Raw genomic sequence first — 12989 nt, 5'->3', positions numbered from 1 at the left:
TTCGACCCGGCGCGGCTCGACTCCGCGATGACCGCGCTGTCCGCGGCAGGCCCCGCGGGCGCGATCGGCGACCTGCTGACCGCGGGACAGGCGGCGCGGACGTCGACGCGGCTGGACTAGGCCGCCGCGCCCCTGCCCACGGATCATGCGCGCCGCCTGCGAGTTGACCCTGTTCACCAGGAGAGCCGCATGCCCAGCACGATCGCGCAGATCATCACCGAGATCGCCGCCGAGATCACCGACGACGCCGCGCGGATCGAGGCATCGGCGGACCGCAAGGAGGAGGCCGCGCCCGGGCCGATCGGCATCGCGGTCGCGCTGACGTCGGGCACGCTGCTGACCGCGGGCGCGGCGACGACGGCGTTCCCGATCCAGAGCATCTCGAAGCTGTTCGCGCTCGACCTCGCGCTTGCGGCGATCGGCGACGACGTCTTTGCGCGCGTCGGCAAAGAGCCGTCGGGCGACCCGTTCAACTCGATCGTCGATCTCGAGCGGACCAAGGGCGTGCCGCGCAACCCGTTCATCAACGCAGGCGCGCTGGCGGTCGTCGATATCCTGGTCGAACACCGGCCCGAGGACGGCGACGACCCGGCGGTCGCCCGGCTGATCGGGCGCGAGACCGGGTCCGATGGCGTCACGTTCGACGAGGACGTGATGGCGTCCGAGCAGGAGGGCGGCGATCTCAACCGCGCGATGATGAGCTTCATGCGGCATCACGGCAATCTCCATGCCGATCCCGACGCGGTGATGGCCGCCTATGTCCGCAACTGCGCGATCGCACTCGATTGCCGTGGCCTTGCCAAAGCGGGCGCGTATCTCGCGGCGACGCGGCGGACGCCCGATGACCAGGAGGCTGACGCGGTGGCCAAGCGTCACCGCACCGTGCTCGGCCTGATGATCACCTGCGGCCATTATGACGGGTCGGGGGATTTTGCGGTGCGGGTCGGCCTGCCCGCCAAGAGCGGCGTCGGCGGCGGCATTCTCGCGATCGTGCCCGACCGTGCGGCGATCGCGGTCTGGTCGCCCAATCTCGACCAGCACGGCAACAGCATCCTCGGCATCCGCGCGCTCGAGATGATCGCGCACCGGACCGGCTGGTCGGTGTTCGGACCGCCGCTGGTCTGACGCTCAGGCGGCGAGCCGGGTAACCGTCACCCCCGAGGATTGCGGGTCGGTATCGCCGGGTGCGCCGATGATCGTGTCCCCCGGCAGTTCGGCGAAGTCCGCCGTCGCATCGGTGAACGGGACGACCGGGCGGCCGAGCAGATAGCCCTGCGCCACGTCGCAGCCGATATCGTGCAGCACGTTGAGCTGTTCGCGCGTCTCGACCCCCTCGGCATGCGTCAGCACGCCCAGTTCCTTGCCGATCGCGACGGTCGCGCGCAGCACCGCCATGCAGCGCGGATCATTCGCCGCCTCGGCGACGAAGCTGCGGTCGATCTTGATCCGGTCGAAACGGAAGTCGCGCAGATGCGCGAGCGACGATTGACCGGTGCCGAAATCGTCGAGCGACACCTTGATGCCGAGCTTGCGGATCCGGTCGAGCATCACCGCGGTCCGGCCCGCATCGTCGATCAGCGCGGTCTCGGTGATCTCGATCTCGACCCGCTCGGGGGCGACGCCGTGGATCAGGATCGCCTGCGTCAGGCTGTGGAGCAGCCCTTCCGACTTCAGCTGCGCGGCGGAGATGTTGATCGCGACGTTGAGATGCGGCGACCAGCCCGCGAGGTGGCGGCACGCCTCCATCATCACCCAGCGGCCGATATCCTCGACCAGCCCGCATTGCTCGGCGATCGGGATGAAGACGCCCGGCGGGATCCAGCCGCGCACCGGGTGGTTCCAGCGGATCAGCGCCTCATAGCCCGTCGTGCCCCCCGTCAGCAGATCGACGACCGGCTGGAAGGCGAGTGCGAAGCCGCCCGTCTGGACCGCTTCGTGCAGGTCGTCGACGATCCCCTGACGTTCGGCGAGCCGTTCGGCGAGCCCGGGCAGATAGGCCTGCGCGCGCCGCCGCCCGAGCCGCTTGGCCTCGTACAGCGCCATGTCCGCGCGCTTCATCAGGTCGTCGGCGGAACAGGCGCCCGAAAAGTGGGAAATGCCGATGCTGCAGCTCGGCAGCAGCCGGCAGCCGTTGATGACGACCGCGCCGCTCAATTGCGCGACGATCGAATCGGCGAGCGCCGCCGCCGCGTCACCCGTCTCGCTGGCGAGGATCGCGAGCTCGTCGCCGCCCATCCGCGCGATGAAGCTGTCCTGGGGCAGCAGCCGCGTCAGCTCGGCCGCGACATGGACCAGCAGCTGGTCGCCGACCGCGTGACCAAAGGCATCGTTGATCCGCTTGAAATCGTCGAGGTCGATCATCAGCAGCGAGAAGGGCGTGCCGATCCGGATCCGCGCCTCCTTCTGCTCGCGCAGCGACCGGCGGTTCCCCAGCCCGGTCAGCGGGTCGTGATAGGCCAGGTGCGTCAGGTTGCGCAGCGCCTGCCGCTCAGCGCTGACGTCGTTGAAGGTCAGCACCACGCCCTTGGACTGCATCGGACGGCACTGCATCCGATAGACGCAGCCATCGTCCATCGCCCATTCGCGGTCGAACGTCGCGTCGGTCCGGATCCATTGCTGCATCGCCGCGCGGATCTCGGCGCGCCGCTCGGGCCGCCAGCCGCGATGACGCGCGACGATGTCGATACAGGCGGTGATCGTCATGCCCGGCGCGATCGCCCCGTCCGGGATTGCGTACATCTCGAGAAACCGGTGGTTGAAATGCTGCAGCCGGGCATTGCCGTCGATGAACACCAGCCCGTCCGACATGCTTTCCAGCACCGCTCTCAGCGTGTGCCCCTCTTCCTCGCGCGTCGTCCTGAACCGCTCGAAGGTCAGCAGGCTCGCGAGGCAGGTGACCGACACGCCAAACGCCATGCAGGCGGCGACGAGGCCCGGCGACAACAGGCTGCCGCGGACGTCGCCGATGCTGCCGACGACGATATCGCCCGACAGCGCGACGAAATGCGTCGTGCAGATTGCGAGCGCGAACAGCATGCAGGCGGCGGTGCGCGAACCCGCCCAGCCGCGGTGGAGCTGCCACGTCGCCATCAGCACCGTCCCGAGCACCAGCCCGGTGATGTTCGTCGGCCAGGAAAACACGTGGACGCAATCGGTCATGCCCGTCAGCCCGACCGCATGCATGCACCAGATGCCCGCGCCCGCGATCGTCGCCGCGGCGATCCGCGCGACGCGGCGGCGCAGGCGGGTGACCGCGACCAGCGGCACGCCGACCAGCGCGATGCCGACCAGCGCGGACAGGATCGTGATCGGCACGTCGTAGCGGAGCAGGAGGTCGGGACGATAGGCGAGGATCGCGATGAAGTGCGTTGCCCAGACCCCGAGCCCCGCAGCGAGCGCGAGCGCGGCATGCCGCCAGCCGAGCGGTTCGCCGGGCTCTGCCGCGGTCCGGTCGAGATCGATCGCGAGCATCGCCACCGACCAGCTGGCGGTCAGGCAGATTCCAATAGCGACGGCGACTAGCGACCCCGAATGCTCGAAATGAAGATTGAAAAGGGGGACCACGATCTTTGCTCTCAGGAAGTCACTCCCAATCGCATGAATTTATTAAAGAAAGTTATAACCGAAACGGCTTGATAGGGCCCCTTGCCCCGGCGGCACGATCAATTGCCCGCCGAGGCGACCACGGCCCGGGTCACGTCGCCCATCAACCGCATCCGCACCGGGATCGGCTCGCGCGTGCTGGCGATCATCACCGCGACCGCATAGCGATGGCCGTTCGGCGCGACGAGCAGCCCGATATCATTATAGCCGGTCGACAGGCTGCCCAGGTCCTGCCCGGTGCCGGTCTTGTGCGCGAGCGACCAGCCCGGCCGCAGCCCCGATTTGAGTCGCAGCGGCCCGGTCTTGCTCGACCGCATCAGCGTCAGCAGCGACGCGGTCGAACGCGCGCTCAACAGCTTGCCCTGCGCGAGCAGCGACAGGCCAAGCGTCACGCCATTGGCGGACGCACCGTCGTAGGGCGCCGCGAGATAGCGGTTCAGCGCCTTCGCCCGCGCCTCGTAGGTCATCGCCGCGCGCGCCTGGAGAAATCCCCAGCCCCCCGCCCATTCGGGCCGCCATTCGAGCCCCGCGGTCTTCGCCTGCAGCACCCGTTCACCCGGGCCGAAGGTCACGCCCTCGACACCCTTGGCGTCGAGCATCCGGTTGATCGCCGCGGGCCCACCGACGCGCCAGAGCAGCACGTCGTTGCAGGTATTGTCGCTGCGCGTCATCGCACCGCGCAACAGCTCGTCGATCGTCGTCGTATAGCCGTCCGCGCCGATCAGCGCGCGGATCGGCTGGTGGAACAGCGTCAGGTCGGCACGCGTCAGCGTGACGCGGTCGGACAGCGAAATCTGCCCGCGGTCGACGGCGTCCATCACCGCGATCGCCACCCACAGCTTGCTGACGCTTTGCTGCGGACGCCGCGTGTCGCCGTCCCAGGCCACCACCCAGCCCTCGTCGATGTCGCGCACCGTGATCCCGACCTGTCCCTTGAAGCTCGCGCCGAGCGCCTGGACCGCGTTGAGCAGGTCCGCCGCGGGCTGGGGCCTGGTCGACGGCCGCGTCGGCGACGATGGCCGGGGCGCCGGCGCCACGGTCGTGACGGTCAGCGGCGGCGGTGCGGGACGCATCGGCTGGCGACCCGCGGGAACGCACGCACCCAGGCTGGTGACCGCGGCAAGGATCCCGGCGAGGCGATGAGACACTGAAATTGACACGATAAGTTCCCCTTGTCCGCTGCTTAGCGCGCTGAGCGCTGCGCGGAACCCGAAAGCTGCCGCGTCCGCCGCGTTTCGGGTTCCGCCGGTCGCACGCCGCCGATTCGCCGTGGCCCGGCTTTGGCCCCGGTGGCGATGCCCGGCCCACCACGTCCGCCGCCCCTTGCCTGGCTGGAACCGGGACAATCGATTGCGTCAATTCTGCAACATTATGACGTCCATATGAAAGTCGTGCGTATTTTCGGTTGCAAAGACGGGACCGCTATGGCCGTTTGTTGCCAGGACAGGTCAAGGACGAAGCCGGACAGGCGGCCGTCCTTGCGTGTGACAGGGCAATTTCCGCAGGCGCGCCAAGGGGAATCGGCGGTCTGGAACGGCGATGATGGGGGAGGATCCTGAGAGCCACTTTTCAAAGGGGGCTTAGGATGATCAGATACACGACCTCGACCGTCGCACTGGCGGCCGCACTTCTTGCCGGGTCCGCCGCCTTCGCAGCGACGCCCGGCAGCGGACAGGATGGCGCCGCGCCCACACCCGCACCGGCCAGCGCCGTGCAGGAAAGCGTACCCGACGCCGCCAGCGCGACCCCCGAGCCGTCGAACGACATCGTCGTGCTGGGCACGCGCCGGACCGATCGCACGCTCGCCACGTCGCCGTCGCCGGTCGACGTGATCAGCTCGGCCGAACTGACGTCGCAGCCCGCCGCCAACATGATCGACGCGCTCAAGAATATCGTGCCGTCCTTCTACGCCGGACAGAATTCGATCTCGGACGCCTCGACCTTCGTCCGCTCGCCGTCGCTGCGCGGCCTGTCGGGCGATCAGGTGCTCGTGATGATCAACGGCAAGCGCTATAACCGCTCCGCTCTGGTCCAGGTCTATGGCGGCAGCGACACCGGGCTCGGTCGCGGCGCGCAGGGGCCCGACATCTCGGCGATCCCGTCGCTCGCGATCGGCAATCTGCAGGTGCTGCGCGAGGGCGCGACCGCGCAATATGGCTCCGACGCGATCGCCGGCGTGCTCAACTATGGCCTGCGCGAGGATCAGGGGATCGAACTGGTCGGTCGTGCCGGCCAATATTATGCGGGCGACGGCGAAAGCTATCAGATTGCGGGCAATGCGGGCGTGAAGGGCGACTGGGGCTTCATCAACGTCACCGGCGAATATGTCGACGAAGGCCAGACCAGCCGCGGCCGCACCCGCCCGTCGGCCGCCAATTTCGCGCAGAATTTCCCGGCGCTCGCGAACCAGCTCCCCAATTATCCGCTGCCCGTGCAGATCTGGGGCAATTCGCCCTCGCACGGCTTCAAGTCGGTCTACAACTCGGCGATCAACGTCACCGACAACAGCAAGATCTACGTCTTTGCCAATTATGCGCAGAGCAAGGGCAATCAGAGCTTCAACTACCGCGCCTCGGTGTCGAGCACCGCGGTCGACACGAACGGCGTGGTCCGCAATCAGGGCGCGAACGGCGCGTTCAACAACACCTTCTTCCTCACCCCCTGCCCCGCCGGCAACGCGACCTGCCCGAGCGGCGGCTTCGTGCGCGACGGCAACACCTTCCGCTTCGGCACGCTCTACCCCGCCGGCTTCACGCCACGCTTCGTCGGCAAGACGCAGGAAGTGTACGGGGTGCTCGGCTACAAGGGCACGTCCGGCGCCTTCAGCTATGACCTGTCCGGCACGCTGGCGCGCAACAAGCTGTCGCTGTCGATGTATGACTCGGCCAATTTCTCCTACGGCCCGGCGACGCAGACCAGCTTCGACTTTGGCGACCTGATCCAGAAGGAAACCAACTTCAACGCCGACTTCACCTATGCCGCCGACCTCGGTCTCGCCGCACCGCTGACCATCTCGGCCGGCGGGGAGTTCCGCAAGGAGACCTACGAACAGACCGCGGGCGACACGCAATCCTATGCCGCGGGGCCCTATGCGATCGCGCAACAGCTCTTCACCCAGACCGCGCCGGGCGTGTACGTCGCCTCCGGCACGACCACGGCGCAGGGCGTCGGCGCGAGCGGCTATGCCGGCACCAGCCCCGCCACCGCAGGCAAGTTCAGCCAGAAGGCCTATGCCGCCTATGTCGGTCTCGAAACCGATCTGACCGACGCGCTGACGGTCGGCGCGGCGGGTCGGTACGAACATTACAACACGTTCGGCGATGCCTGGGTCGGCAAAGTGAACGCGCTGTACAAGTTCGCCGACGCCTTCTCGGTCCGCGGCAGCTTCGGTACCGGCTTCCACGCACCGTCGCCGGGCCAGTCGAACGTCTCGATCGTCACGACCTCGTTCAACAACGGCGTCGCGTTCCAGGCGGGCACCTACCCGACCAACACCGCGGTCGCGCAATATTATGGCGCGAGCAACCTGACCCCGGAAAAGTCGACCAATTACGGCCTGGGCTTCATCCTCGAACCGGTCCGCGGAATGACGGTCACGGTCGATGGCTACCGGATCAACCTGCGCAACCGGATCGGCCTGACCTCGCCCTTCATCGTCACCGCGGCGGACCTTGCCGCGCAGCCGGCGCTGCTGCCGGTCGGTGTCGGCGGCCAGGTCCAGTATTTCACCAACGGCTTCAAGACGCGGACCCAGGGCATCGACGTCGTCGGCACCTACCGCACGCGGTTCAGCGAGGCGGAACTGAACTTCTCGCTGGCGTATAACTACAACGACACCAAGGTTACCGAGTTCGATGCCCGGGTCGTCGGCACTGCGCAGCTGATCGACGCGGAGAATCTCGCGCCAAAGCACCGCGTCGTCTTCAACGCCGGCTGGACGCTCGACAATCTGAGCCTGAACGTGCGCGAGAATTACTACAGCTCGTTCACCAGCGCGCAGGATTACGGCCAGACCAATGGCGTGCCGAACCAGGTGTTCAGCGGCAAGTTCGTCACCGATCTGGAGCTCAGCTACACCTTCGCCGAGCATTTCACGGTTGCGGTCGGCGCGCAGAACTTCACCGACGAGCATCCCGACCGGCTCAAGCCGACCTCGACGGTGCAGATCTATCCGCTGACCGGCGGCACGTCCGACGGCCAGGTCTATCCGCGCAACGGCGGGCCGTTCGGCTTCAACGGCGGCTTCTACTATACGCGTCTCCGCGTGAAATACTGAGACCGGGCGGGGGGCGCCGCGGTGCCCCCCGTCTTCTCGCCACCGGATCAGTGCGCGGCGGCGGGGTCGACCGGCCGGGCGGGCCGTGGCGCCAGCCAGATGATCGCGGCGGACACGAAAAAGATCAGCGCGGCAAAGGCGAACAGGTGGTTCGTCGCCAGCGCGAAGCTTTCCTGCTCGACCACCCGCTCGATCAGCCCGCGCCCCTGTTCCGCGCTCAGTCCGTGCTGCTGCGCGTTGGCGATCACCTGATCGCCATTGTTGAGGATGTTGGTCAGCTCGGCGCGGTTCGTCTGCGCGTTGTTCTGCCACATGGTGCTGCCGATCGACGTGCCGATCGCCGCTGCCAGCGTGCGCAGGAAGCTCATCACGCCCGCCGCCGACGCGGTTTCCTCGGGATCGACCGCGCCCAGCGCGATGATCGTCAGCGGGATGAAGAAGAACGGCATCCCCAGCCCCTGGACGAGCTGCGGCGCCGCCAGGATCCAGAAATCCGCACCGCTGAACCAGAAGGTCCGCAGCACCGACGTCAGTCCGAGCCAGAAGATCCCGAAACACACCAGCGCGCGCGGATCGACCTTGTTGCTCAGCTTGGCGACGATCGGCGAGAAGATCACCGCGAGCACGCCGTTGAACGCGGTCACATAGCCCGCATCGCTCGCGGTATAGCCCATCGTCGACTGCAGCCATTGCGGGATGATCACGACCGAGGCGAAGAACGTCCCGAAGCTGAAGGCGAGCGCGGTCACCGCGACGGTGAACCCCCGGTGCCGGAACACGCGCAGGTCGACGATCGGATTGCCCGCGGTCAGCTCCCAGATCAGGAAGGTGACGAAGCCGATCGCCGCGATGATCGCGCAGCCGACGATGAAGCTCGACCCCAGCCAGTCATGCTCGCGCCCGAGATCGAGCATGATCTGCAGCGCCGCGATCCACACGACCATCAGGAACAGGCCGAACCGGTCGATCGGCACGATCTCGGTCTTGGTCTCCGATTTGCGCAGCAGCGTGAACACGCCGACGATGCAGAAGATCGCGATCGGCAGGTTGATGTAGAAGATCCACGGCCAGGACCAGTTGTCGCTGATCGTCCCGCCCAGGATCGGCCCGAGGATCGGCGCGGTGACCGTCGTCATCGCCCAGGCGCCCATCGCCGCCGCGCGTTTCTGCGGGGGGAAGATGGTCAGCAGCAGCGTCTGGGTCAGCGGCATCAGCGGGCCGCCGCAAAAGCCCTGCCCGATCCGGAACGCGACCATCGCGCCGAGCGACGAGGCGAGGCCGCACAGCGCCGAGAAGACCGCAAAGCCGATCATCGCCGCCATGAAGACGCGGATCGTGCCGAACCGCCGGACCAGCCACCCGGTCAGCGGCACGCAGATCGCCTCGGCGACCGAATAGGAGGTGACGACCCAGGTCCCCTGGGTCGGCGACACGCCGAGACCGCCCGAGATATGCGGCACCGACACGTTGGCGATGGTCGTGTCGAGCACCACCATGAAGTTGGTCAGCGCCAGCACGAAGCCCGCAAGGATGAGGCGCGGGCCGGTCAGCACCGGCGCGGACGTGTCGGCGGCCATCGATCCGTTCCTAGCGATCGCCCGAGATGTCGATCTCGGCGTCCATCGACAGCCCGACGCGCAACGGATGGTCACGCAGTTCCTTGGGGTCGAGCGCGATGCGTACCGGCAGACGCTGGACCACCTTGATCCAGTTGCCGGTCGCGTTCTGCGCGGGGATCAGCGCGGACGACGCGCCGGTCCCGCCGGCGAGCCCGACGACGCGGCCGTGATAGACGACGTCGTCGCCGTGCAGGTCGGAGATCAGCGTGGCATGCTGGCCGACGCGGACATGCTGCAGCTGGCCCTCCTTGTAGTTCGCATCGACATAGAGCTGGTCGACCGGCACGATCACCATCGCCGCGGTGCCGGGCGCGAGCCGCTGGCCGATCTGGACGTTGCGCTGCGAGATCACGCCGTCGATCGGCGCACGGACGACCGCACGCGACAGGTCGAGCCGTGCCTGGCGCAGCTTGGCGCGCGCGGCGAGGACCTCGGGGGCGTTGTCGCGCGTGGTGCCACGGGTCAGCGCGGTGTTGGCGGCGCGATCCTCGAGCGCGGAGGCGCGCGTCGCGGTCGCCTGCGCGATCCCCGCCTGCGCGATCGCGACATTGGCACGCGCGGTGCGCAGCGCGTTCGTCGCCGCGGTCACCTCGTCGCCCGATACCGCGCCCGCCGCGACCAGCGCCTGGCGACGCTGATAATCGATCTGCGCGCGGTCGAGATTGCCCTGGGCGAGCAGCAACTGCGCGCGGGCGGCACCGATATCGGCACCGCGCGCATTGGCCTGCGCCTGGAGCGCATCGCCCGTAGCCGCGGTCTGGCCATAGCGGCGCTCGGCGCCTGCAAGATCGGCTTCGGCCTGCGCGACCGCGATCTGCAGGTCGGCATCGTCGAGCCGCATCAACACCTGCCCGCGCTTGACGGTCTGCGTGTTGCTCACCGTGACCGCGATCACCTGCCCGCTGACCAGCGGCATGACCTGCGCGGTTTCGGCGGCGACATAGGCATTGTCGGTCGTCACGCGCTTCGACAGCACGAGCGCATCGTAGACGAAATACAGGACGGCGATCACGACCAGCACGGCCGCGAAGATCAGCAGCAGCCGCTTGCGCTTGCCGGGGTTGGCGGTGTCGACCTTGGGGCTGTCCTTGGGATCGGCCTTGGGCTCCTCGGCAGGAGTCTGGTCGCTGTCGTGGGATGGGGTGTCCATCATCGTGTCCCGCTGGTCTGGATAAGGGGTTGGAAGCCGCCGCCGAGCGCGCGCACCAACTGCACGTCGAGCGCGAACCGGCGCGAATCGATCGCCGCGACCGAACGCCGCGCGGTCAGCACCGCTTCCTCGGCGCTCAGCACGTTGAGAAAGGTCGACAGGCCGCCGCGATAGCGCAGCTGCGCGACCTGATACGCGCCTTCGGCATCGACCAGCGACGCGCGCGCATCGCGCATCTGTGCGGCGACCTGGCGCCGGCTGGTCACGACATCCGCGACCTCGCGCAGCGCGTTGATCACGATGCGGTCATAGCTGCCGACCGCCTCGTCATACTGGCCGCGCGCCTGACGATACTGGCCCTGCAGCGCGCCGCCGCGAAAGATCGGCAGGCTGATCGCCGGGCCGACATTGCCGATGCTCGATCCGCCCTTGAACAGATTGTCGAGGCCGAGCGATTGCAGCCCGATCAGCCCCGACAGGCTGAGATTGGGGTAGAAATCGGCGCGGGCGACCTTGATCCGGCTCGCCGCCGCTTCGGCGCGCGCGCGGGCGGCGGCGACGTCGGGACGCCGGCCGATCAGGCCGATCGCCGCGTCGGCGGGCAGTTCGGTGGTGAGCACGGGCACCGCCGGCCGGGTGATCGTCAGTGCGCGATCGGGCCCGGCGCCAATCAGCGCGGCGATCGCGTTCTTGGCGAGCGCGATCTGTTCGGCGTTGCTGGCCAGGTCGACCCGCGACGCCGGCACCGCGGAACGCGCCTGTTTGAGCTCGGCCTGCGTATCGAGCCCGATCGCGACACGCTCGTTCACCAGCCGCTCGCTCGCGCTGCGCACCGCATTCGCCCGCTGCAGCACGTCCTGTTCGGCATAGAGCCGCGCAAGATCGGCATAGCGCGCGGCGATATCGGTCGCGAGCGTCAGCGCCGCCTGCTCGCCGTCGAGCCGCGCGGCCTCCGCCTCCGACGTCGCCGCGACCAGTGCCGCACGGTTGCGCCCGAACAGGTCGAGATCGAGACCTGCGTCGAGTGCCAGCCGGCCCGTGTCGTTCCAGCCCTTCGGAATGAATTCCGCGGGGATGCCGTTATTGTAGCTCTGCTTGTTGAGCCCGACCGTGCCCTCGGCGTCGAGCCGCGGCTGGTTGGCGGCACCCGCCTGCTGCACCGCGCCGCGCGCGGTCCGCACGCGGGCCGCCGCGATCGCGATGTCGGGCGATCCCGCCAGCGCTTCGGTGATCAGCGTGTCAAGCTGCGCATCGCCGTAGCCCCGCCACCACTGCGCCGCCGGCCACGCCGCATTCGACGCCGGGCCGTTCGACGCGAGGCTGTTGCGCGATGCATAGGTGTCCGCGGATGCCAGGACGGGCGGCGGCCCCAGATCGGGCACCGCGCAGCCGGCAAGCCCGGCTGCGATTGCGGTGCAGCCGGCGAATCGAATCAGTCGCATTGAATCATCGTACTCCTGCGTACGCTCGGCAGATGGTCCCGGGTCGTGGACTTGTCAATAAATAATCGTACCGTATAGTACGGCTATGTCCGAGCCGAAAACCCGCCGCGATCTGAACCGCGAAGCCCGTCGCGAGACGATCGTGGCGACCGCGCGCGAGGCGTTTCTCGACCATGGCTATGCCGCCACCTCGATGTCGACGATCGCCGTGCAGCTCGGCGGGTCGAAGGGGACGCTCTGGGCCTATTTCCCCTCCAAGGAGGATCTGTTCAGCGCGGTGCTCGACGATGTCACGTCGAACTTCCGCCAGAGCCTCGAGGATGCGCTGCGCCCGGGGCGCGACTGTGCGACGACGCTGCTCGATTTCCTCGAACGCTTCCAGGGCAAGCTGCTGCATCCCGACAATATCCGGCTGCACCGGCTGATCGTCGGCGAAGGCGGGCGGTTTCCCGAGATCGGTCGCATCTTCTATGCCCGCGGCCCGCAGATCGTGATCGAGCAGCTTTCACTCTATCTGCGCGGGCGGATGGACGCCGGCGACCTGCGCGCCGATGATCCGGTGCAGGCGGCGATGCACCTGCTGCTGCTCGCCCAGACGCAACAGAATCTGCGGCTCTGGGGAGTGGTCGGCATGCCCGGTCCCGAGGAAGCGCGCCAGCAGGCGGCGCGCGCGCTCGATCTGTTCACGCGCGCTTATGGGGCAAAGGTCGCGCCGTAACGGCGTTACGCGCGGGTACCGGGAGCCGGAGCGTCCTCCCCCGCTGCAACCGTGTCGCCACCACCGCCGCCGCCCTGTCCACCACCGCCCCCGCCCGATCCCCGGGCGGCAGAGGCGCCGACGATGTGATCTTCAAGCCGGTCGCGATGGATTCGCTGTTCGACGCGATCGGCCGGATCCT

General features: G+C 68.1%; 8 protein-coding genes. 3 read left to right on the top strand and 5 right to left on the bottom strand.

Going from position 1 to position 12989, the window contains the following annotated elements:
• Window positions 1-189: 189 nt before the first annotated feature.
• Window positions 190-1125 (top strand): glutaminase A, encoded by a 936-nt coding sequence (gene glsA, locus sphsw_RS00835; RefSeq protein ID WP_031438960.1) that lies wholly within the window; start codon window positions 190-192, stop codon window positions 1123-1125.
• 3 nt (window positions 1126-1128) lie between these two features.
• On the opposite strand, the gene sphsw_RS00830 is transcribed toward glsA, so the two are convergent.
• Together sphsw_RS00830 and sphsw_RS00825 are read right to left on the bottom strand one after the other, a co-directional pair.
• Window positions 1129-3564, bottom strand: a complete 2436-nt coding sequence (locus sphsw_RS00830) for a bifunctional diguanylate cyclase/phosphodiesterase (RefSeq protein ID WP_052380790.1) — start codon at window positions 3562-3564, stop codon at window positions 1129-1131.
• A 98-nt stretch (window positions 3565-3662) separates the two neighbouring features.
• A complete protein-coding gene (locus sphsw_RS00825) occupies window positions 3663-4763 on the bottom strand; it encodes a serine hydrolase (RefSeq protein ID WP_235188233.1) in 1101 nt (366 codons plus the stop codon).
• 425 nt (window positions 4764-5188) lie between these two features.
• On the opposite strand from sphsw_RS00825, the gene sphsw_RS00820 reads away from it, so the two are divergent.
• Window positions 5189-7879, top strand: coding sequence for a TonB-dependent receptor plug domain-containing protein (locus sphsw_RS00820; RefSeq protein ID WP_031438957.1), 2691 nt, complete (start codon window positions 5189-5191; stop codon window positions 7877-7879).
• Between the two features lie 47 nt (window positions 7880-7926).
• Here the strand turns inward: sphsw_RS00820 and sphsw_RS00815 are convergent, their stop codons facing one another.
• From sphsw_RS00815 to sphsw_RS00805, 3 genes are read right to left on the bottom strand one after another with little or no spacing between them, the layout of a single operon-like run.
• Window positions 7927-9456, bottom strand: coding sequence for a DHA2 family efflux MFS transporter permease subunit (locus tag sphsw_RS00815; protein WP_031438956.1), 1530 nt, complete (start codon window positions 9454-9456; stop codon window positions 7927-7929).
• 10 nt (window positions 9457-9466) lie between these two features.
• Window positions 9467-10651, bottom strand: coding sequence for an HlyD family efflux transporter periplasmic adaptor subunit (locus sphsw_RS00810; RefSeq protein WP_081874039.1), 1185 nt, complete (start codon window positions 10649-10651; stop codon window positions 9467-9469).
• On the bottom strand, window positions 10648-12090 hold the full coding sequence (locus tag sphsw_RS00805; protein WP_031438954.1) for an efflux transporter outer membrane subunit: 1443 nt from the start codon (window positions 12088-12090) through the stop codon (window positions 10648-10650). Before sphsw_RS00805 ends, sphsw_RS00810 begins: the two co-directional genes overlap by 4 nt.
• Window positions 12091-12175: 85 nt before the next feature.
• Here sphsw_RS00805 and sphsw_RS00800 point away from each other — a divergent pair, with 85 nt between their 5' ends.
• Window positions 12176-12808 carry a TetR/AcrR family transcriptional regulator gene (locus sphsw_RS00800; RefSeq protein WP_031438953.1) on the top strand — a complete coding sequence of 211 codons (633 nt, stop codon included), beginning with the start codon at window positions 12176-12178 and terminating at the stop codon, window positions 12806-12808.
• Window positions 12809-12989 lie beyond the last annotated feature (181 nt).

This window comes from Sphingomonas sp. FUKUSWIS1 (assembly GCF_000733135.1).
Lineage (GTDB): Bacteria > Pseudomonadota > Alphaproteobacteria > Sphingomonadales > Sphingomonadaceae > Sphingomonas > Sphingomonas aerolata.
The sequence above is the reverse complement of the archived record's forward strand: the minus strand, read 5'-3'. Positions and strand labels throughout refer to the sequence as shown.

Bases quoted from the DNA above. Each gene is read 5' to 3' on its own strand.
- glsA (WP_031438960.1), top strand. From the start codon at position 190: ATGCCCAGCACGATCGCGCAGATCATCACCGAGATCGCCGCCGAGATC.
- sphsw_RS00815 (WP_031438956.1), bottom strand. From the start codon at position 9,456: ATGGCCGCCGACACGTCCGCGCCGGTGCTGACCGGCCCGCGCCTCATC.
- sphsw_RS00800 (WP_031438953.1), top strand. From the start codon at position 12,176: ATGTCCGAGCCGAAAACCCGCCGCGATCTGAACCGCGAAGCCCGTCGC.
- sphsw_RS00810 (WP_081874039.1), bottom strand. From the start codon at position 10,651: ATGATGGACACCCCATCCCACGACAGCGACCAGACTCCTGCCGAGGAG.
- sphsw_RS00805 (WP_031438954.1), bottom strand. From the start codon at position 12,090: ATGCGACTGATTCGATTCGCCGGCTGCACCGCAATCGCAGCCGGGCTT.
- sphsw_RS00820 (WP_031438957.1), top strand. From the start codon at position 5,189: ATGATCAGATACACGACCTCGACCGTCGCACTGGCGGCCGCACTTCTT.